Here is a 20,391-nt window from a genome sequence, read left to right as displayed (position 1 = left end):
AGACTGCCGTCTATGAATACGGTGGGGGACGCTCCGGCGCTGGCGGTGCTCGCCGACCCCACACGCGCCCGCATCGTCCGGCTCATCCGCGAGGCCGACGGCGGCCGGGCGATGGTCAGCCGGCTCGCCGAGCAGCTCGGCCTGCGCCAGCCCACCGTGAGTCATCACATGGCCGCGCTGCACGCGGAGGGCCTCGTGGTTCGCGAACCCGAGGGGCGCCGCGTCTGGTACTCGATCCACCCCGACGAAGCCGAACGCGTCGCCGCGCTCCTCGGCACGCCCGCGGCCTCGGCGGAGGAGCCGGATTGGGAGCGGATGGTCGACGATCTCGCCGCCCGCTATCGGGGTGTGTTCAGTCGCGAGACCGTCGCGGGATGCCTCGACGACTCGCGCGCCCTGCTCGCTGCCCGCGGTCACGCGCCGCTGTTCGCCTCGCGCGTGGCGGCGTTCACGGCATCCCGCCTGGACGACCTGCACCGCATCGAGGAGCACGGGGCCGGGCAGCACGGGGTCGAGCCGGGCGGCGAGGAAACCGGGGCCGAGCCGCGTGGCGAGAGCACGAGGTCGGCCGAGAGCCCGACGGTGCTGTTCGTGTGCGTGCAGAACGCCGGACGGTCGCAGCTCGCCGCCGGCATCCTGCGCCAACTCGCCGGGGACAGGGTCGTCGTCCGCACCGCGGGGTCGGCCCCCGCCGCCGAGGTGCGCTCCGCGATCGTGACGGCGCTGGACGAGATCGGTGTGCCGCTGGGCGGCGAGTTCCCCAAGCCCCTCACCGACGAGGCCGTTCGGGCGGCCGACGTCGTCGTGACGATGGGATGCGGCGACGCGTGCCCCGTCTATCCCGGGCGTCGCTACCTCGACTGGGATCTCGCCGATCCGGTCGGCCAGCCCCTCGGGACGGTCCGCGCGATCCGCGACGACATCGCGGGGCGCGTCCGCGCGCTGCTGGCCGAGATTCTTCCCGCCCCGACTTCCTAATCCATAGATAGCGGTCTATGCTTTCCCGTGAGAGAGAGAGCGAGACCTGCCATGACCGGGAAGCCCACCGTCCTTTTCGTCTGCGTCCACAACGCCGGCCGTTCGCAGATGGCCGCCGGCTACCTGCAGCACCTCGCTGGCGATCGCGTCGAGGTGCTGTCAGCGGGTTCGGCGCCCAAAGACCAGATCAATCCGGTCGCCGTCGACGCGATGGCCGAAGAAGGGATCGACATCGCGGGGGGCACGCCGAAGCTCCTCACCGTCGACGCCGTCAAGGAGTCCGACGTCGTCATCACGATGGGGTGCGGCGACGCGTGCCCGATCTTCCCCGGGAAGCGCTACGAGGACTGGCAGCTCGACGACCCGGCGGGCCAGGGGATCGATGCCGTCCGTCCCATCCGCGACGAGATCCGCTCCCGCATCGAAGGCCTCATCGCCGAGCTGCTCCCCGCGGGCGACGCGGCATGAGCACCCGACGCGGCCAGGACGGACTGCTGTCCGCTGATTCGGTGCTCCACCGCGCGACCGACCGGCTCGCACAGCAGTTCGCCGGAATGGTCGGCGAGGAGACCGTCGAGCGCGTCGTGTTCGAGTCGTATGCAGCGCTCGCACGCACCGCATCCGTGACCACACACCTGCCGACCGTGGCAGAGAGGTTCGCTCGCGATCGGCTGACCGCCCTCGCACAGTCGCGTGGACTGATCGCCAAGCCGGTGCCGGAGATCCTCTACGTGTGCGTGCAGAACTCGGGACGATCCCAGATGGCGGCCGCGATCACCCGGCACCTCGCCGGCGACCGTGTCCACGTCCGGTCCGCCGGCTCCCAGCCGGCCGAAGGCCTCCTTCCCGGTGTGGTCACCGTGCTCGCGGAAGCCGGGATCGACGTCGCGGAGGAGTTCCCAAAGCCTCTCACCGACGACGTCGTCCGCGCGGCGGACGCCGTCATCACGATGGGCTGCGGGGATGCCTGCCCGCTGTACCCGGGGAAGCGCTACCTCGACTGGGTGCTGGACGACCCCGCCGACCTCGACCTCGACGGCATCCGCGCCGTCCGCGACGAGATCCGCTCCCGCATCGAAGGCCTCATCGCCGAGCTGCTCCCCGCGGGCGACGCGGCACACCGATCGTGACGCCGCTTCCGCTCTGGCGGCGCGGCATCGCCGAGTTCGTGGGCACCGGACTGCTGGTGGCCGTCGTCGTCGGCTCGGGTATCGCCGCGCAGCGGCTCTCCACCGACGTCGGCCTGCAGCTGCTCGAGAACTCCCTCGCCACCGCCCTGGGCCTCGGGGTGCTCATCGTCCTGCTCGCCCCCGTCTCGGGTGCGCACTTCAACCCCATCGTCTCCCTCGCCGACGTCGTGCTGCGTCGCCGCGACGGACTGCCCGCGCGTGAGCTCGCGGTCTATCTCCCCGCGCAGATCGTCGGCGGTATCGGCGGTGCGGTGCTGGCGGGCGCGATGTTCGCCGCGCCGATCACGATCTCGCGCACCGACCGCGCCGACGCGGCGACCTTCCTCGCGGAGGTCGTCGCGACGGCGGGACTCGTCCTGCTCATCATGGGACTCGTCCGCGCCGGTCGGTCCGCCGCCGTGATCGCGTGCGCCGTCGGTGCGTACATCGGGGCGGCCTACTGGTTCACGAGCTCGACGTCGTTCGCGAACCCGGCCGTGACGATCGCCCGGATCTTCACCGACACGTTCGCCGGCATCGCCCCGGCATCCGTGCTCCCCTTCCTCGCTGCACAGCTGCTGGGCGCCGCGGTCGGGGTGCTGCTGACGGTCGTGCTCTTCCCGCGCACCGCACCGGCGGATCCGTCGACGCCGGCGCCCTGAGCCACGCGCGCGGGATGCCGTGGCATCCGTCTCGCGGGCTGGGGTGACCGAATTGCGGAGATGTGCAGGACCGCGGATGCCGTGGGGCCACCTGCTCCGAAATCGTGCACATCTCCGCAATCCTGCACGCGAGAGCGGCCGCAGGAGCACACGCACCCCCCGCGCTACCTCTTCAGGTTGGTGAGCTCCTGCAGCACCTCGTCGCTCGTGGTGATGATGCGCGCGTTCGCCTGGAAACCGCGCTGGGCGACGATGAGGTTGGTGAACTCCTGCGACAGGTCGACGTTCGACATCTCCAGCGCGCCGCTGACGAGTTCGCCGAGCCCGTCGCTGCCGGCGACTCCCACCTGGGCCGCGCCGGAGTTGGCGCCCACGCGGTACTGCGACGAGCCCGCCTTCTCGAGGCCCTCCGGGTTGTCGAAGGATGCGAGGGCGATCTGCGCGAGCACCTGACTCGCCCCGTTGCTGAACGAGCCGACGAGGCTGCCGTCGGCGGTGAGCGTGTACGACACGAGGGCACCGGAGGCGCGTCCGTCCTGATCGGTGAGGGCGACGGTGCGGAGGTTCGCGAAGCCGGTCACGCCGGACAGGTCGACCGTCACCCCGCCGGAGACGAGGGATGCCGGTCCCGTGAGGGCGCCGTCGGTGAACGCGAGCGGAGTGGTGGCGGTGCCGTCGCTGGCATCCCATCCGGTGGCCGTGCGCGTGAAGGTGAGCGTGAGCTGACGGGCGGTGCCCTCGCCGTCGTAGACCGTGATGTCGCGGACGATCTCGGTGCCGACGGCGGCATCGGCGGGAAGGTTGCCGGTGACGGTGGCGCCTTCCGTGGCCACGGCGGGGGAGGTCGCTCCGACGGGGAGTTCGACGGTGCCGATGGGGGTGCCGGTGGCGATGACGCCGTTGGCGGCGGTCCACCCCTGCACGAGGGCGCCGTCGGCGGTCGTGAGGCGACCCGCGGCGTCGAACGAGAAGCCGCCGTTGCGGGTGTAGAGCGTCTCGGCGCCCTTGCGCACGACGAAGAAGCCGTCGCCGGCGACCATGAGGTCGGTGGGCACGCCGGTGGTCTGCGCGGAGCCCTGCGCGAAGTTCGTGCGGATCGCGGCGATCTGCGTACCGAGGCCGACCTGGGCGGCGTTCGAGCCGCCGGCGCCGTCCTGCGCGGCGCGGGAGTTCTGGACGATCTGCGACAGCGTGTCCTGGAACTGCACCGAGCCGGCCTTGAAGCCGATGGTGTTGACGTTGGCGATGTTGTTGCCGGTGACATCGAGCATCGTCTGGTGGGAGCGGAGGCCGGAGATGCCGGCGTAGAGCGAACGGAGCATGGTGGGGGTGCCCTTCTGGTGGGGGTCAGGAAGCGGAGATGCCCGACACGGCGTCGAGCGGGACGGTGGCGTCGCCGATGGTGACGAGGGGAACGCTGTTCTCGAAGGAGACCTTCGTGACGAGGCCCGTGCGGGTGACGCCGTCGGCGTCGACATAGGAGGCCTGCGTGCCGACGAGACCGGCGGCGGTCTGGCGCATGCTGAGCGCGAAGCTCTCGGTGAACGTGTCGGCCAGGGCGGTGAGCTGCTCCATCATGGCGAGCTGCGTGGTCTGCGCCATCATCTCGTTCGTGTCGAGCGGGGAGCTGGGGTCCTGGTTCTTCATCTGTGCGACGAGCAGCTGCAGGAACACCTCCGCGTCGAGCGCCTTCTTCGGTGGCGTGGCAGGGGTGGTCGCGCCCGTACCGGCGGTGGCGGTGGGGGCGGAGACGGCGGCGACGGGCGGCATGGGGGTCCTCTCGGGTCAGGCGTACAGGTCGACGCCGGTGCCGGCGGTCGAGGTCGGGTCGGGTGTGGCGGAGACGGATGCCGCGAGAGCGACGGGCGCCTCGGCATCCCTCGAGGTGGTGCGGTCGGAGCCGCTGTGGCCGGATCCGCTCTGACCGGACCCGTTCTGGCCGGGACCGCTCTGACCGGGACCGGGGCCGGTGCTCCCGCCGCCCGCGCCCGCGAGGGTGCCGGATGCGGCGCCGAGCGTGCCGCTCAGCGAGGTACCGTCGCGGCCGGCATCCGCGGCCGTCACGGCGATCGAGGAGTGCGGCACGAGAACGGCGAGGTCGCGGCGGAGGTCGACGAGCAGCGCCCGGATGGCGTCGCGGCCGGCGGCGGTGCCCGAAGCGAGTTCGACTGAGATGCTGCCTCCCGAGATGCGGGCCTTCACGGTCACGGGCCCGAGATCGTCGGGGGAGACACGGAGCGTCAGGGTGTGCTGGCCGTCACCGCCGCGGACGAGGGATGCCACGGGCGCCGCGAGCTGCTGCGTGAGCGGGGGCGCGGGGGCGGCCGGAGCGGCGGCCGCGGCCGGCGCCGACACCGTCGCGGCGGCGGAGGGAGCGGCCGTTCCGGCGAGGGCCGGGTTCGTGAGGCCCGGGAGGAGGTCGGCGCCGCCCGTGCCGGTGGTGCCGAGCTCGCGCAGCGCGACGGCGGCAAGCGAGGCGACGCCCGCCGCGGCACCGCCGGTACCGGCACCGCCCGAGCCGCCGCCGGAGGTGAGGAGCGGAGCGACCGACGCGAGCAGCTGCGACGCGGCCGCCTGCGTGACCGATCCCGACGACGAGCCGGAGGCCGCGGCGACAGCGGAGAGCGTCGCGGCGAGCGTCGGGGCACCGGAGGGTGTGACCGCCGCTGCTACCGCCTGGATGCTCGCCGCCTGCCCGCTCGCCGACTGCCCGCTCACCGACTGCCCGGGCGGCGGCACGACGCGACGGATGGTGGCGAGGTCGGCATCCTTCAGCCAGTTGTTGCGATACTCGACGACCTTGCCCGGGCTCGGCGCGTGGATGACCATGCCGTCGCCCGCGTAGATGACGATGTGTCCCTCGCCCTTCGTGACGAGGAGGTCGCCGGGCTGGGCGTCGGCCAGCGACGGCACTTCGACGCCGATGTCGGCCTGGTCCTGCACGACGCGCGGCGCGTCGATCCCGAGATCGGCGAGCACGCGCTGCACGAGCCCCGAGCAGTCCATGCCCGAGCGGTCCTCGCCGCCGAAGACGTACGGCACCCCCAGGTACGACTTCGCCTGCGCGACGATGTCGCCGCCGTCGACAGGTCCCGAGGGGAGGGTCGGCACGTCGCCGACGGCTCCGGCATCCTTCACCGCCGTGGCGAACGCGGCGGCCGTCGGGCTCGTCGCGCTCGCCGCCTCGCCGGCCGTCGCCGGCGCGGCCGCGTCGACGGAGAGCGTGCGGATGCGCTGCTGGATGTCGTCGATGCGACCCAGCGCAGACGCGAGGGTGGGGGCGACGGGAGTCATGCGTGCTCCTCCGGGGACGGTGCGGCGGATGCGGGTCGGCCCACCGCGATCTCATCGAGCGCGGCCTGTTCCGCGCGCAGCGTGCGCTGCTGCTCACGGCGGTCGTGCGCCTCGGCGAGGCGTTCGAGGCCGTGCTCGTCGATGCGGGCGGCGGCGTGCGCGGCGCGGGCGGTCTCGACTTCGGCCGCCTGTGCGTCGCGCAGCACATGCAGGTCGGAGAGCAGACTGCGGGCGGCGACACGACTGGCGGCCAACGCCGCCAGTGTGCGGACGTCTTCGGGCGCGTCGACGTCGGTCGTCAGCGACGCCCGCAGATGCCGGTCGCGCGCTTCCGTGTGCGCGTGCTCCAAGGCCGCGCGCGACAGACGCTCGGCGGCGGCGCGCTCCTGCACGCCGCGCACGCGGAGCAGACCGGCGAGGGGGAAGCCGCGGCTCATGAGAGGTCTCCGAACGAGGCGACGAGGTCGTCGAGTCGGCGCCAGGACTGCTCCGGGGTCGACCGCTCGTCGAGGGACTGGGTGAGGAACGCCGTGATGTCGCGTTCGTGGGCGATCGCCGCGTCGACCCGCGGGTCGGCCCCCGCCCGGTAGGCGCCGATACCGATGAGGTCGCGGGCGTCCTGACGTGCGGCGAGGACCGTGCGCAGGCGCGCGGCGAGGGCGCGCTGGTGCGGGGCGGCGACCTTGCCCTCCAGGCGCGAGACCGAGCCCAGCACGTCGATCGCGGGGTGGTGGCCCGTCACAGCGAGGGATCGGTCGAGCACGACGTGGCCGTCGAGGATCGAGCGGACCGTGTCCGCCACGGGCTCGTTGTGGTCGTCACCCTCCACGAGCACCGTGTACACGCCCGTGATCGACCCCTGCCGGTCGGTGCCGGCCCGCTCCAGGAGCCGCGCGAGCACCGGGAACGTGGACGGCGGATAGCCGCGCGTCGCGGGGGGTTCGCCCGCCGCCAGGCCGATCTCGCGCTGCGCCATCGCCACCCGTGTGAGCGAATCCATCATCAGCATGACGTGGCCCCCGGCATCCCGGAACGCCTCCGCGATGCGCGTAGCGGTCGACGCGGCGCGCAGCCGTGCGAGCGCCGGCTGATCCGAGGTCGACACCACGACGACCGACCGAGCCAGGCCCTCGGGGCCGAGGTCGTCCTCGATGAACTCGCGCACCTCGCGGCCGCGCTCGCCGACCAGGGCGATCACGTTCGCGTCGGCGCCCGACCCGCGGGCGATCATCGACAGCAGCGACGACTTGCCCACGCCGGAACCGGCGAACAGCCCCATGCGCTGGCCGCGGCCGATCGGGGTGAGCGTGTCGATCGCACGCACGCCCGTCGCGAGCGGCTCGGCGATCCGCACCCGCTCCATGACGGGTGGCGGCTCGTGGTCCAGCCCCACGCGCGGCGCCGTGAGGGGCCCGAGGTCGTCGATCGGTCGACCCAGGCCGTCGATGATGCGGCCGAGCACGCCCGCGCCCACGGGCACACGCACCCGGCCCGCCTGCGATCGTGCGCGCTCGCCGACCCGGATGCCGTCGCTCACCGTCAGCGGCATGCACCGCAGCGCTCCCCGCTCGGCGGCGACCACCTCGGCTGTCACGTCGTCGCCGATCGTGACGAGGTCGCCGACGGCGCCCGTGAGGCCGCGCACCTCGACGCCCAGCCCGACGACGCGCGATACAGTGCCCGTCCGCTCGGGGCGGGCGGCGTCGAGGATCGCACCCCAGCCGCTCACGTCGTCTCCTCCGCCAGGGCGGCCCGTGCCCGGGCGAGCGCCTCCGCGACGCGCAGGTCGATGTCGCCGTCCGACACGCGCACGACCGCGTCGCCCGACGCGAGCGCGGGCGAGGATTCGATCGCGACGCCCTCGGGCACCTCGCCGAGTCGCTCCAGGGTGGCGAGGTCGTCCGCGCTGAGCACGACGACGGCATCCGCGGATTCGCCGACCGCACGCTCGGCGCGGGACACCGCGACGCGGGCGGCGTGCACAGGGTGCGACAGCTCCCGCGCGAGGATCGCCTCGGCCACGTCGAGCGCGAGGGTCCAGATCTTCTCCTCGGCGAGCCCGGCGATCATGTCGAGTCGATCGCGGAGGGATGCCGCGGCCTTCTCGAGCCCGGCCCGTGCCTCGGCGGCGGCCGCCGCGTCGGTCGCCCGCGCGCTGCGGCGTTCGGCATCCGCGCGCTCCGCCGCCTCGGCGGCTTCGGCGGTGGCGATCCGCAGACCCTCCGCGTACCCGAGGGCGTGTCCCTGCGCGCGGGCGCGTTCGCGTTCCCGGTCGCTGCCGGCGGGGGTCAGTCGGGGGATCTCCCGACGCACGAAGGGGATCGGGGCGGCGGGTTCAGGCGACATACTCGTCCTCGTCGCCGCGTCGCACGCGGATGTCGCCGTCGGCGGCGAGGCTGCGGATGGTGCGGACGATCTCGGCCCGCGCCTCCTCCACCTGCGACACCCGCACCGAACCGAGCACGCGCGACTCCTCGTCGAGCGTCTCGCGGTTGCGTTCGGTCATGTTCCGACGGATGACGGCGGCGACCTCCTGCGGGGCGCCCTTCAGCGCGAGCGCCAGCACACGGATCTCGATGCCGCGGAGCACCCGCTGCGCGTCACGGTCGTCGAGCACGACGAGGTCGGCGAACGTGAACATGCGGGAGCGGATGTCTTCGGCCAGGCTGCTGTCGCGCGCCTCGAGGTTGGACAGCAGCGCTTTCTCCACCGTCGCATCGGAGCGGTTGATGATGTCCACGAGCGGCTGCACCCCGCCGAGCGTCTCGCGGGAGTCGCGCGTCGCGAACACCCCCGACCGGGCACGGAGGGCACCCGCGACGATCGACACGGCATCCTGTGACGCCGTGCCCATCGTCGCGATCGCGTGGGCGACGTCGGTGCGCGCCGGGTCGGACAGCTCCGCGAGCACAGCGGCGGCGCGGTCGACCGGCAGGTGGGCGAGCACGAGGGCGATCGTCTGCGGCAGTTCGCTCTCGACGACCGAGGCGATCTGGGCCGGCTCGATCGCCGTGAGGAAGTCGAACGACGAGCCGGTCATCGCCGACGACACCTTCGTCAGCACGCCGGCCGCCCGCTCCGAGCCGAACGACGCCTCCAGCAGTCCCGTAGCGAGATCGCGACCGCCCCGTGCCGGCGGGAGGTGGCCCTGTGCGACGCGGTGGAAGTCGGTGAGGGCCGCATTGGTCGTCTCGGCGTCGAGATCGCGCAGGCGGATGATCTCCGCCGCGATCGCCTCGGCCTCGTCGTCGCCGAGATGCTTCATGACCTCGACGGCGAGACTGCGGTCGAGGTTCATCATCACGACCGCGGCCGTCTGGGCTCCCGTCAGTGCACTCATGCGTCCTGCCGATCGCGGACGAGCTGGCGGAGCAGGTCGGCGGCCTTCGCCGGGTCGCGGCGCGCAAAGTCGCCGATCTCGGCGCGGCGGCGATCGAGGGTCACCTGGCTGAGCTCCGGCTCCGGGTCGGGCTCGAGGGCGGCCGTCGCGAGGAGATCGGGCGTGATCGGGTCGAGCTGCGGCGTCGGCAGCCCCTGCGTCATGGCGTCGAATGCGTCGAGCGGTTCGCTGACCGGCGTGAGCGTCAGCACGCGCGACTCCGCCGCCCGGCGGCGCCGGCGGTTCACCACGACGAGCGTGACGATGCCCACGACGACCGCGAACAGCACCGCCCCGGCGATGACCGCGATGCGGGTCGTCTCGGCCGCGCGCTCGGCGGCCTCCGCCTCGCGTGCCGCCTCCAGCGCCGCCTGCGCGTCGGTGGCGGCCGCCGCGCTGAACGGCACGACCTCGACGGTCACGGCATCCCCGCGGTCGGGATCGATGCCGGCGGCGGTGGTGACCAGCGCAGTCAGCTGGTCGACGTCGAGGCCTTCCGCGGCGGCCGCATCGACGGCGACCGCGACGGTCTGGCGGGTGAGCGCCCCGGCGGGCGTCGTCGTGCTCTCGACCGACTTGTTGATGACGTTCGTGCGGGTCGCTTGCGTGGACTCGTAGGTTCCGCCGTCGCCGGCCCCCGCCGCGACCTCCGCGCCCAGCACGCCGGGGTCGGCTCCGGTGCCCGTGTAGGTCTCGGACGAGGTCTCCTCGGTGGCGGGCGGGGCGCCTTCGACGGGCACGTAGGTCTCGTCGATGCGTTCGCTCGTCGCGTGCTCCATGACGGCCGAGACCGAGACGGTCGCGTGGCCCGCGCCGACGACCGTGTCGAGCAGGTCCTGCACGTTCGCCGCCGTGCGCACCTCGTAGGCGCCCGCCTGCTGATCCGTCCCGCGGGTGAGGTCGCCCCCGACGGCGGACAGTGTGCGTCCCGTGCTGTCGATGACGGCGACGTCTTCGGGCTTCATGCCGCTGACCGCGGCCGACGTCAGGTGCACGATCGCCTCGACCTGCTCGGTCGACAGCGTCGTGCTGTTCGCGGTCTCGATGAACACGGATGCCGTCGGGTCGACCTTCTCGGAGACGAACACGCTCTCCTCGGGGATCGCGAGCTGCACCGACGCCGTCGTGACGTTGTCGAGCGCCCCGATCGTGCGCGCCAACTCGCCCTCGATCGCCCGCTTGTACGTGACCGACTGCTGGAACTCGGAGCTCGTCACCCCCATCGTGTCGAACAGGGAGTACCCATCGGTGCGGGCGCGGGGCAGCCCCGACGCCGCGGCCGCGAGCCGCTGCTCGTACACGTCGGCCTCGGCGACGAGCACCGTCGAGCCGCCGTCGGCGAGCTCGTAGGGCACGGATGCCGCGCGCAGCTGCTCGACGACGGCGCTCGCGTCTTCCGCGCCGAGGCCGGAGAAGAGGGGCGACATCGCGGGGCGCGACAGCCAGCTGGACAACGCGACAGCGCCCATCACGAGTACGGCGATCCCGATGATCGCGATGGTGCGCTGGGCGAGGGAGAAAGAGGAGACGGCGGCGCGCAGGCGGCCGAAGGCGGACGTGACGGCGGCGGGCATCAGGCTTGCATCCGCATGATCTCGTTGAACGCCTCGACGCCCTTGTTGCGCACGGCCGCGACCAGCTCGAGGGTGACCGACGCCCGGGTCGACGCGATCATCGCGGAATGGATGTCGTCGAGGTCACCGGTGACGGCTGCGACGCTCAGTGCGTTCGACGTGGACTGGAGGCTGCGCAGATCGTCGATCGCACCCGTGATGCTCTCGCCGAAGGAGGCGTCCGCGTCGGTGGGCGAGGACGTGAGCGAGGGGAGGGGCAGCGACGATGCGTCGATCCCCGAGATCCCGGACAGCGGCGGCATCAGCGCCTCCCGATCTGCAGCGCTGCCTCGTACGAGGTCTTGGCGCGGTCGACGACGGCGGCGTTGGCCTGGTAGCCGCGCTGGGCGAGGATGAGATAGCTCATCTGCTCGCCCAGATCGATGTCGGGGTAGCGCACGTACCCGGCCTCGTTGGCGAGCGGGTTGGTCGGTTCGTAGACGAGGCGGCCCTCGCCGCTGCCCCAGACGACTCCCGCGACGTCGACACCGCCACGCGCATCGTCGGCCTGCACGGCGACGTACCGCTGACGGAACGCCTCCTCGTCGCCGGAGACGGCCGTGTTCATGTTGGAGATGTTGTCGCTGAGGGCGTCCAGCCACACGCGATGCGCGGTCATGCCGGAGCCCGCGATGCCGATGGCGTCGAACGTCATGATGTCCTCAGCGCCGTCTGCACCGACGAGAACGCCCCGCCGACCGCCTGCGAGGCGAACTGGAACCGCAGCACGGTGTCGATGTTGGCGAGGGTCTCGGTGTCCAGCTCGACGTTGTTGCCGTTGAGCCTGGTCGCGGCCGTCGACTCCGACACGGACGCGGCGACGTGGCCGTCACCCCGTGCGACGGATGCCGCGAGCTCCCGCTCGAACGACACGATCTTCGCGTGGTAGCCGGCGGTGTTGACGTTGGCGATGTTGTCGGCGATGGCGCGTTGGCGCTGCGACAGCCCGTCGAGTGCGCTCGTGAGCGCGGCGGTGGTCACTGATTCGAGCACGAAACTGCTTTCGTCTTCGGATGAGTGGCCGATCCGTGGCCGGGGACGAGCGATCCGTGCTCATCACCCTCTATCGGCCGCGCCGCGGCGTGCGTTAGCCGACGGCATCCGTTCGACTTCTTGCGGGGCGGCCGCGCGTCAGCCGTCGCGTTCGACGTAGGCGGCGGCGTCGGTGCGGCGACCGGGGATGAGGCGCGCGGCGTCCAACTGTGCACGGGTGGAGGCGAGCTCGCCGCGCAACTGCGCCGTGCGCTCCAACTGGCGCGCCGCGATGCTGCGTGCCCGGTCGAGCAGGTGGGCGGGGAGCGGACCGAGCGTGGGGTCGGGATGCCACGGCGTCGCGTCCGGGCACTCCAGATCGCGTTCGAACCGGTCGAGCTGCGCGGTCCAGGCGTCGGTGTTCACACGACCGCCAGGGCATCCGCGGCCGCATGCCACGCGTCGCGCAGCGGCAGGAGGAGCTCGAGGCACTCACGCGTGCGGACGGCATCCCGCCCGATGTTCGCGCCGATGAGGGTGCGGGTGAGGTAGCCGTAGACGGCGCGGAGGTCGGCGCTGCCCGCCCAGTCGTCCGACAGTGAGCCCGCCAGTTCGACGACGATCTGCTGCGCGTGCTGCAGCTCGGTGTTGGCCGTGTCCCAGTCGCCGCGCAGCTGCGCCGCCTCACCGCGTTCGACGTCGAGCACCAGCCGGTCGTAGAGCATCGTGAGCAGTCGCTGCGGGCTCGCCGACAGGATGGCCTCCTCGCGGTAGCGCTGCTGCGCCCGCAGGGCCGGGTTCACGAGTCGCTCCCGGAGGAGAGGCCGTCGATCTGCGACGTGAGGTACGACGACTGCGACTGCAGCCGCGAGAGCATCGTCTCCATCGCGGCGTACGTGCGCTCCAGCGTCGCGCGACGCTGTTCGAGGCGCACGTCCCACCGGTCGAGCTGCTCGGTGATCCGCTTCACCTCGTCCTGCTGCCCCGTGATGCGGGCGGTGAGCAGCCCGTCGTACTTGTCGGAGTACTGCTCGGTCACCTCCTGTACGCGGGTCGCGATGCCGGAGAACACCGCCTCGACGGCGGCCGGGTCTTTCGCCAGTGCGTCGGCGAAGGCGTCGGCGTCGAAGGTGAGCGTTCCCGTCCGGTCGATCGAGATGCCGATCGTCGACGGCGACTGGCCGTCCACCGGATACTGCACGGCGTTGGCGAGCGCCTGCCGCAGGGCCCGCACCGTGCTGTCGCCCGTGAAGACGCCCAGCGTCGTGTTCTCGCCCGCGGTCGTGGCGGGAGTCGCGCTCGACCCCTTCGCGATCGTCGCGAGCACGGCCGCGATCTGCGTCACGAACGCGGAGGCTGCTTTCGTGCGCGCCTCCGGGTCGGCGCTGACGGTGATCGTGACGGGCGACGCGGTCACGGTCGACACCGACACGTCGATCCCCGGGAAGAGGTCGGTGAAGGTGTTGCTCGCCGACGTCACGGTCTGCTCGGCCGCCGTCCCCGCCCACAGGCGCACCTGCGCGTCGGCACCGGCGGTGACGACGGCGGCGCCCGGCTGCTCGGCCAGGTCGACGGCGGTGCCGCCCGCGACGGCCGCGGCATCCCCGAGGTGCACGCGGAACGCGCCCGCCGCACCGGTCGTGGTCGCCGTCAGCTGCAGCCGGAAGAGCGGGTTCCCGTCGCCGTCGGTGCCGGCGGCGACCGCGGATGCCGTCACCCCGGCGCCGGCGGCGGTCAACGCGCGGGCGACATCGGCGGGCGACCCCGACGTCGGGTGCACCTCCACGAGCTCCCCGTCGGAGGTCTCGATCGTGAGGACGGGCGGACTCCCCGGGATGCCGGTGACGGCAGCGCTCACGACGCTGTGCGCCGTGGCGACCCGGTCGACGACGAGCTGGGTCGAGAGGGAGGCGACGCCGGCGCTGGGCGTCACGGTCACCGAGGTGTCGGACGACGTCGCCGACACCTGCGCGAGCGCCGTCGCACCGGCGGCGGCCTTCGCGCGCGTGAAAAGGTCTTGCAGCGAGGTGTTGAGCGACTGCAGGTGGGAGATGACGACCTTGCGGTCGTCGGACTTCGCGCTCAGCAGGGTGCGCGGGATCTTCTCGACGTCCATGAGGGCGTTGATGATCGCCGTCGTGTCCAGTTTCGACGCGAGGCCGTCCAGCGAGATGGCCACCGACACCCCCGAACGTCCGGATGCCGAGGGCTCTCCCCGGCATCCCGACCTATCGGCCGGGTCGGCGCTCGCGTTAGAGATTCACAACTCCGGAGATCCGGCGGGTCGAAACCGTGGATCGGCTCGATCGGCCGGATGCCGTGGCAGATTTCCGGAGTTGTGAACGCGGCGCAGCGCGCAGCGGGCGGGGTGTCAGGCGGTCGCGGCGGTCGCCGACGGGGTGTTGAGGGAGCGGCGGCGCGGATCGAGGGCGTCGATGCGGGCGAAGTAGGCGTCGCGCGCGTCGAGGGACACGCGGGAGACGGGCGTCATGTCGGCGCCCTCGGTGTCGCGCTCGAGGGCGTCGTGGAGCAGTCGCACCGCTTCGGCACGCTGCTGCGAGACGGCGGAGTGGGAGACACCGAGCTCTTCGGCGATCTCCTTCACGGGTCGTTCGTCGACGTAGACGGCGTGGACGATGCGCCGCATCCGCTCGGGCAGGGCCTGGACGGCGCGGGCCAGGGCCTCGCGCCGCTCCTTCACGACGACCGATTCGTCGGGGAGGATCATGCCGGCCGGCACCTCGTGGACGGTCGAGTCGTCAAGGCTCGTCACGGTGCGGGCCGCGTCGTCGAGCGCCTCGACGACCGTCTCCCGGGGGAGTCCCATCGTCGCGGCGATCTCGTCGGCCGTGGCGGCGCGGCCGAGGCTCGCCGTGAGCGTGTCGCGCACCGCGGTGGTCTCCTTGATGCGCTTCCGGATGCCGCGGGAGGCCCAGTCCATCGAGCGCATCTCGTCGGCGAACGCGCCGAGGATGCGCCGGCGTGCGTACGCGCCGAAGGGCACGCCGAGGCTCGGGTCGAAGGCGTCGGCGGCCGTCACGAGAGCGAGCGCGCCGACGGAGGCGAGGTCCTCGAGCGGCACGTGGGTGGCGCGCGAGTGGAGTTCTCGAGCGAGATATCCCACGAGCGGGAGGTTCTCTTCGATCAGGGAATTGCGTTGGGTACTGCCAGGCATCGGGGGATGTCTGCCTTTCGTCCATCGAGCAGGGGGGTACTCGGACTTCGGCCTGGCGGGGGGATCCGGGCCGATGCACATCAGACTATGAGAAAACTCTCATAAAACTGAAGTACTTCCGGTTTCTAGCTCGTTACGTATCGTCGAATCGAGCCGATAGACAGGCATGAGCCCCGCTCCGGGTGCTGCGCGAATTGGGGTCGCGCAGTCCGGAGCACATCGGGGAACCACTGGGGAGGAAGAACTATGGGAGCCAACGAGTTGTCGATGCAGCTGTGGCGAGAGCGCGAGTTGCTGGAGATGCTCATCTTCAAACTCGAGGAACAGCGACTGCTGCTCGAGTCGGGTGGGATGAGGTGGATCCACTTCTCGACGCGCGAGATCGAGCAGGTGCTCGAGCGCCTGCGCGAGTCCGGGCTCGGCCGCGACGTCGAGGTCGCCGCGCTCGCCCGGGAGTGGGGGGTCGCCGAACCGGCCACCCTCAACCAGCTGCTGGATGCCGCGCCCACCGAGTCGTGGCGGGAGATCTTCAGCGACCACCGCGTCGCACTCACCTCGCTCATGAGCGAGGTCGCGCAGCTCAAGGGATCGAACGAGGTGCACCTGCGCGCCGCCGGTCGCGTCGTCGAGGAGACGCTCGCGGGACTGGACTCGAGTGCGGGCGTGTACGACACGCACGGCGGACGGGCGCGCGAGGACCAGGCGCGCATCGTGGACAGAGAGATGTGAGGAACCGATGTCGACATTCAGCGGACTGAGCACGGCCGCGAGCGCCCTCACGGCGGCTCGCCGCGGGATGGACCTCGTCGGTCAGAACATCGCGAACCAGACGACGGCGGGATACACGCGCCAGCGGCTGGAGACGTCGTCGGTCGCGGCGGTCGCCGTGTCGGGGCGCTTCTCCACCGGAGCGCAACCGGGAGGAGGCGTCTCGATCGACGGGATCGCGCGCCTCGGGGATGCCGTGCTCGACGCCCGCGTGCGCGACACCCTCGCCGCCTCCGGCTACTGGTCGACGCGGGCCACGGCATCCTCGGCTGCCGAGGTGAGCCTCCGGGAGCCGACCGCCGACGGGATCGCCCACCAGCTCACCGAGTTCTGGGCGTCGTGGCAGGACCTCGCCAACTCGCCCGACTCGACCGCCGCCGCCGCCACCGTCCTCACGCACGCGCAGACCCTCGCCGCCCGCATCGCCGACGGATACCGCACGGTCGCCGGCCAGTGGGCCGACGCCCGCTCCTCGGCCGACATGACGGTGTCGCGGATCAACGCCGCCGCCACCGAGATCGCCGACCTGAACGCCACCATCCGCGACGCCGTCGCCGCCGGCGGCGCACCCAACGAGCTCATCGACCGGCGGAACCTCCTCGCCCAGAACGTCGCCCGTCTGTCGGGGGCCACGGCATCCGTCGAGTCCGACGGCACGCTCACGATGCGCATCGACGGGAACGCGCTCGTCTCGGGTGCGCACGCTCGGGCTCTCACGCTGTCCGGTCCGCCGTCGATCGAGTCGACCGACCCGCTGACGCTCTCGTGGGTGTCCGACGGCGACCTCGTCGTATCCTCCGCCGGGGGCGAGCTCGGCGGACTCCTCTCGGTGCTCGCGCCCGCCGGCGAGGGCGGCGTCCTCGCCGGTCTCGCGGACGACATCAACGCGCTCGCGACCGCCCTCGCGGATGCCGTCAACACGCAGCACCGGGCAGGCGTCACCGCCACGGGCGTGCCCGGTGGCGACTTCTTCTCGCTCGCCGCCGGCATCCCCGCGGCCCTGGGCCTCGGCGTCATCCCCACCGGGCGCGCCGACCTCGCCCTCGCCGCGCCGGGGGCGGGGCCGCTGGACGGATCGAACGCCGACGCGCTCTCCGGAGTCGGCGGACTGGCGGGCGGACCCGACGACCTGTGGGGCGACGTCGTCGCCCGCCTCGCCGTGGGCACGGCCGCTGACGCGGGTCGCGCCGGACGGGCCGACGCGGCTGCGACTGCCGCCGTCATCGCGCAGCAGTCGGTCGCCGGGGTCGACAACGACGAGGAGACGGTGAGCCTCCTCACGTTCCAGACCGCGTACCAGGCCGCCGCGCGCGTGCTGACGGCCGTCGACGAAGCGCTCGACGTGCTCATCAACCGCACGGGACTCGTCGGCCGCTGACCGCCGCCGCGACGCCGCCGCCGACCACCGACCCGCCGACCACCGACCTCCAGGGAGCGCCATGATCACCCGAGTCACCACGCAGGCGATGACGCAGACCGCCCTGCGCAACCTGCAGTCCGGGCTCGACACGCTGTCGCGGCTGCAGGACCAGGCGACCTCGCAGCGGGCATTCGCGGTGCCGTCCGACGATCCCGCCGCCGCAGCCCGCACCCTCGACCTCCATGCCGCCCAGCGCCGCACCGCGCAGTACACGCGCAACATCGACGACGGCCTCGCCTGGCTCACCACCGTCGACAATGTGCTGACGGCATCCACGGGTCTCCTCTCGCGGGCGCGCGACCTCACGGCGCAGGGCGCGAACTCGGGAGCCCTGGATGCCACGGCTCTCGAAGCGATCGCCGTTGAGCTGGAGGGCATCCGCGCGGAACTGCTCGCCCAGGCCAACACGAAGGTGCTGGGCCGTTCGGTGTTCGCCGGCACCGCCGACGGACCCGCCTTCGCGGCCGACTACTCCTTCTCGGGCGTCGCCGGCGGCGAAGTGCACCGTCGCATCTCCGACGGCGAGACGGTCCGTGTCGACGCGAACGGGGCGGAGGCGTTCGGCGAGGGCGCCGACTCGGTGTTCGCCGTCATCGACGCGGTCGTCGCCGACCTCCGCTCGGGCCAGAACGTGGGCGCCCGCCTCGCCGAGATCGACGCCCACCGGAACACTATGCTCGGGGTGCAGGGCACCGTCGGCGCCCGTCAGAACCAGGTGCTGCGAGCGAAGGAGGCCGTCATGGATGCCACCGTGTCGCTCGAAGCGCAACGCGCCGCCGTCGAGGACGTCGACACCGTCGAGGTGCTCGTGCAGCTGCGTGCGCAGGAGCTGGTGTATCAATCCGCGCTGTCGGTGACGGCCCGCGTGCTGCAGCCGACCCTGCTGGACTTCCTCGCATGAGTCCGCTCTCCTTCCTCGCCCCGCCGCCCGGACTCGCCCCGCACGTGGCGTTCGCGCTCGAGCCCGTCGAGGCCGCCGAGGGTCTATTCACGCTCACGGCCGTCGCCGACCCGGAGGTGCGGCTGTTCGCGGTCGACCCGGCCACGGTGATGCCCGACTACGCACCCGTGCTGAGCGACGAGCAGGCCGAGAGCCTCGCGCTGGAGTCGCCCGACGATGCGACGCTCTTCGTGGTGGCCCAGCTCACCGACGAGGGCATCGGCGTGAACCTGCTCGCCCCGGTTGTGGTCAATCACCGCACGGGGAGCGCCGCGCAGGTCATCCTCGAAGGTCAGGACCTCCCGGTCCGCGCCCTGCTGCGCTGAGCGTTCGCTTCCGCTTCGGCTCCCGGTTCCGGTTCCGCTTCCGGTTCCGCTTCCGGTTCCGCTTCCCCGGGCGGTGCGCCCTGGAGCATGTCCCAATTTGTGCTGGTTTGGTGCGCCCGGAGCGACCGAAAGTGGGACATGCCCGACCAGATGTGGGACATGCCCGGCGGCGCGTGGCCTCTGGGGCGGTGCGCCCGGGAGCATGTCCCAATTTGTGCTGGTTTGGTGCGCCCGGAGCGACCGAAAGTGGGACATGCCCGACCAGATGTGGGACATGCCCGGCGGCGCGTGGCCTCTGGGGCGGTGCGCCCGGGAGCATGTCCCAATTTGTGCTGGTTCGGGGTACCTGCAACGACCGAGAGTGGGACATGCCCCGACCGAAAGTGGGACATCCCCCGACCGAAAGTGGGACATGCCCCATCGAACCCACCGGATGCCGCGCCGCAGGGGCGCGTCGGCCGACTCAGGCGGCGACGGGCTCCAGCGCGGACCCGACCGACCCGCCCGACCCGCCCGACCCAACCGACCCGACCGACCCGACCGACCCGCCCGCGAGCGGAGCGGCGGCGGTGATCGCGGCGAGATAGCGGTCACGATGACCGGTGCGGATGCCGGTGGCGCTCGGCTTGTTCTCGTAGACCCCCGCAGCCCAGTTGCCCTCGACGAGCACGGGCCCGTCGGGCGTGACGGCGACGTCCCAGCCCACGTAGCGCACCTCGGGGACGACGCGCGCCGCCCGGTCCACCAGGTCGATCACCTCGTCGAACATCGGCAGCCGGAAGTCGGCGATCCGCACCGCGGTCTCGGGGTGGGCGATGTGCACACTGCCGCACGAGTCGTAGCCGGCCCCGGTGGCCCGTCCCTGCTCGTCGAGCATCGCGTAGAAGCCCCCGAACGCGTTCTGGTCGCTCACGGCGCCGCGGCCGAACTTCTGGGCGACGGCGAGGATGTGGGTGCGCTGGCCGTCGAAGAACGCGGTGACGCGCGTCGTGTTGACGGTGCCGGCGCAGAGGGCCGACAACTCGTCGTGCTGGCGGATGACCTCTTCCACGAGCGTCTCGCCGCGGGCCAGCAGACCGCGGTGGAAGGCGGTCCAGTCGATGACGTCGGCCGCGTGGTAGCGGTGCACGCCGAGGCCGGCGCGGCCCAGCGGCTCCTTCGTGATGATCGTCCCGTGACGCTCTGCGAACGCGCGCACCTCGTCGGCGTTGCCCTCCGCCACGACCATCCACTCTCGCCGCAGGAACGCATCGAACGTGCCGTTGAAGGCGATCTTGTCGTGGAACAGGTGCCGGTAGGCGGGATCGTCGAACTGCATCGCGAGGCGGTCCGACAGCGGGCTCGTCATGTACGTGGCGCGTTCGGCGGCCGTGAGGATGGCGAAGTCGTAATCGATGTAGTCCTGGAAACCCACCGCGCGGAAGGCGGCCTGCCACAGCATGTCCACGACGACGGCCGGCGTCCACCGGCCGTGACGCCGCGCCGCCTGGCGTGCGCGGGCGACGAGGGCCGAGGCGTCGAAACGGCGAAAACGCCGCGCGAGGTAGCGAAGGCGCGGCGTGATGACGGTGGCGGATGACATCGTGCTCCTGGCGGTTCTCGGGGGAATGGGCGGAGCGTCCCCGAATCGACGGTGAGTCCCGTAGCCGGATGCCACGGGACCCACCGTCCAGTTGGTCATGCAGGAGCTGTGCG

The 20,391-nt window shown here is 72.2% G+C and carries 24 protein-coding genes; 8 read left to right on the top strand and 16 right to left on the bottom strand.

Annotation, left to right across the window (positions count from 1 at the left end; translation table 11 throughout):
* Positions 1-12: 12 nt before the first annotated feature.
* Genes P0Y48_11440 through P0Y48_11425 form a run of 4 tightly spaced genes read left to right on the top strand, consistent with a single transcriptional unit; the run spans position 13 to position 2,809 of the window.
* A complete protein-coding gene (locus P0Y48_11440) occupies positions 13-978 on the top strand; it encodes a metalloregulator ArsR/SmtB family transcription factor (protein WEK13073.1) in 966 nt (321 codons plus the stop codon).
* Between the two features lie 51 nt (positions 979-1,029).
* Positions 1,030-1,446, top strand: coding sequence for an arsenate reductase ArsC (locus P0Y48_11435; GenBank protein ID WEK13072.1), 417 nt, complete (start codon positions 1,030-1,032; stop codon positions 1,444-1,446).
* On the top strand, positions 1,443-2,108 hold the full coding sequence (locus P0Y48_11430; protein WEK13071.1) for an arsenate reductase ArsC: 666 nt from the start codon (positions 1,443-1,445) through the stop codon (positions 2,106-2,108). Before P0Y48_11435 ends, P0Y48_11430 begins: the two co-directional genes overlap by 4 nt.
* The gene (locus P0Y48_11425) at positions 2,105-2,809 is read left to right on the top strand and encodes an aquaporin (protein WEK13070.1); all 705 of its coding nucleotides are present in this window, start codon (positions 2,105-2,107) and stop codon (positions 2,807-2,809) included. Before P0Y48_11430 ends, P0Y48_11425 begins: the two co-directional genes overlap by 4 nt.
* A 164-nt stretch (positions 2,810-2,973) precedes the next feature.
* Here P0Y48_11425 and P0Y48_11420 read toward each other — a convergent pair whose 3' ends face one another.
* The 15 genes from P0Y48_11420 to P0Y48_11350 form a co-directional block, all read right to left on the bottom strand.
* Positions 2,974-4,131: a flagellar hook protein FlgE gene (locus tag P0Y48_11420; protein WEK13069.1), complete on the bottom strand. Its 1,158-nt coding sequence runs from the start codon at positions 4,129-4,131 to the stop codon at positions 2,974-2,976.
* Positions 4,132-4,156: 25 nt separating this feature from the next.
* Positions 4,157-4,579: a flagellar hook capping FlgD N-terminal domain-containing protein gene (locus P0Y48_11415; GenBank protein ID WEK13068.1), complete on the bottom strand. Its 423-nt coding sequence runs from the start codon at positions 4,577-4,579 to the stop codon at positions 4,157-4,159.
* Between the two features lie 15 nt (positions 4,580-4,594).
* A complete protein-coding gene (locus P0Y48_11410; GenBank protein WEK13067.1) occupies positions 4,595-6,103 on the bottom strand; it encodes an NlpC/P60 family protein in 1,509 nt (502 codons plus the stop codon).
* A complete protein-coding gene (locus tag P0Y48_11405) occupies positions 6,100-6,540 on the bottom strand; it encodes a hypothetical protein (GenBank protein ID WEK13066.1) in 441 nt (146 codons plus the stop codon). Before P0Y48_11405 ends, P0Y48_11410 begins: the two co-directional genes overlap by 4 nt.
* A complete protein-coding gene (locus P0Y48_11400) occupies positions 6,537-7,832 on the bottom strand; it encodes a FliI/YscN family ATPase (protein WEK13065.1) in 1,296 nt (431 codons plus the stop codon). Before P0Y48_11400 ends, P0Y48_11405 begins: the two co-directional genes overlap by 4 nt.
* Entirely contained in the window at positions 7,829-8,449 is a 621-nt protein-coding gene (locus tag P0Y48_11395) for a FliH/SctL family protein (protein WEK13064.1), read from the bottom strand. The genes P0Y48_11400 and P0Y48_11395 overlap by 4 nt, the downstream gene beginning before the upstream one ends.
* Positions 8,439-9,443: a flagellar motor switch protein FliG gene (fliG, locus tag P0Y48_11390; protein ID WEK13063.1), complete on the bottom strand. Its 1,005-nt coding sequence runs from the start codon at positions 9,441-9,443 to the stop codon at positions 8,439-8,441. Before fliG ends, P0Y48_11395 begins: the two co-directional genes overlap by 11 nt.
* The gene (gene fliF / locus P0Y48_11385; protein ID WEK13062.1) at positions 9,440-11,056 is read right to left on the bottom strand and encodes a flagellar basal-body MS-ring/collar protein FliF; all 1,617 of its coding nucleotides are present in this window, start codon (positions 11,054-11,056) and stop codon (positions 9,440-9,442) included. Before fliF ends, fliG begins: the two co-directional genes overlap by 4 nt.
* Complete coding sequence (gene fliE / locus P0Y48_11380; protein WEK13061.1) at positions 11,056-11,358, bottom strand: flagellar hook-basal body complex protein FliE; 303 nt, start codon at positions 11,356-11,358, stop codon at positions 11,056-11,058. Before fliE ends, fliF begins: the two co-directional genes overlap by 1 nt.
* A complete protein-coding gene (locus tag P0Y48_11375; protein WEK13060.1) occupies positions 11,358-11,750 on the bottom strand; it encodes a flagellar basal body rod C-terminal domain-containing protein in 393 nt (130 codons plus the stop codon). The genes fliE and P0Y48_11375 overlap by 1 nt, the downstream gene beginning before the upstream one ends.
* Positions 11,747-12,088, bottom strand: coding sequence for a flagellar basal body protein (locus tag P0Y48_11370; GenBank protein ID WEK13059.1), 342 nt, complete (start codon positions 12,086-12,088; stop codon positions 11,747-11,749). The genes P0Y48_11375 and P0Y48_11370 overlap by 4 nt, the downstream gene beginning before the upstream one ends.
* A 138-nt stretch (positions 12,089-12,226) precedes the next feature.
* Positions 12,227-12,493, bottom strand: a complete 267-nt coding sequence (locus P0Y48_11365; protein WEK13058.1) for a hypothetical protein — start codon at positions 12,491-12,493, stop codon at positions 12,227-12,229.
* The gene (fliS, locus tag P0Y48_11360) at positions 12,490-12,870 is read right to left on the bottom strand and encodes a flagellar export chaperone FliS (GenBank protein ID WEK13057.1); all 381 of its coding nucleotides are present in this window, start codon (positions 12,868-12,870) and stop codon (positions 12,490-12,492) included. Before fliS ends, P0Y48_11365 begins: the two co-directional genes overlap by 4 nt.
* Positions 12,867-14,246, bottom strand: a complete 1,380-nt coding sequence (gene fliD, locus P0Y48_11355; GenBank protein WEK13056.1) for a flagellar filament capping protein FliD — start codon at positions 14,244-14,246, stop codon at positions 12,867-12,869. The genes fliS and fliD overlap by 4 nt, the downstream gene beginning before the upstream one ends.
* A 192-nt stretch (positions 14,247-14,438) precedes the next feature.
* Positions 14,439-15,242, bottom strand: coding sequence for a sigma-70 family RNA polymerase sigma factor (locus tag P0Y48_11350; GenBank protein WEK13055.1), 804 nt, complete (start codon positions 15,240-15,242; stop codon positions 14,439-14,441).
* 246 nt (positions 15,243-15,488) lie between these two features.
* On the opposite strand from P0Y48_11350, the gene flgN reads away from it, so the two are divergent.
* The 4 genes from flgN to P0Y48_11330 all read left to right on the top strand — a co-directional run bounded on the left by flgN (position 15,489) and on the right by P0Y48_11330 (position 18,696).
* Complete coding sequence (gene flgN / locus P0Y48_11345) at positions 15,489-15,971, top strand: flagellar export chaperone FlgN (protein ID WEK13054.1); 483 nt, start codon at positions 15,489-15,491, stop codon at positions 15,969-15,971.
* 7 nt (positions 15,972-15,978) lie between these two features.
* Positions 15,979-17,388, top strand: a complete 1,410-nt coding sequence (flgK, locus tag P0Y48_11340) for a flagellar hook-associated protein FlgK (GenBank protein WEK13053.1) — start codon at positions 15,979-15,981, stop codon at positions 17,386-17,388.
* Positions 17,389-17,449: 61 nt separating this feature from the next.
* The gene (gene flgL / locus P0Y48_11335; GenBank protein WEK13052.1) at positions 17,450-18,331 is read left to right on the top strand and encodes a flagellar hook-associated protein FlgL; all 882 of its coding nucleotides are present in this window, start codon (positions 17,450-17,452) and stop codon (positions 18,329-18,331) included.
* Entirely contained in the window at positions 18,328-18,696 is a 369-nt protein-coding gene (locus P0Y48_11330; GenBank protein ID WEK13051.1) for a flagellar assembly protein FliW, read from the top strand. The genes flgL and P0Y48_11330 overlap by 4 nt, the downstream gene beginning before the upstream one ends.
* Before the next feature lie 463 nt (positions 18,697-19,159).
* Here P0Y48_11330 and P0Y48_11325 read toward each other — a convergent pair whose 3' ends face one another.
* Positions 19,160-20,278, bottom strand: a complete 1,119-nt coding sequence (locus P0Y48_11325; protein ID WEK13050.1) for a sugar-transfer associated ATP-grasp domain-containing protein — start codon at positions 20,276-20,278, stop codon at positions 19,160-19,162.
* Positions 20,279-20,391 lie beyond the last annotated feature (113 nt).

Source organism: Candidatus Microbacterium phytovorans, from assembly GCA_029202445.1.
Taxonomy (GTDB): Bacteria; Actinomycetota; Actinomycetes; order Actinomycetales; family Microbacteriaceae; genus Microbacterium; species Microbacterium phytovorans.
This window is presented reverse-complemented; position numbering and strand designations above follow the sequence as displayed.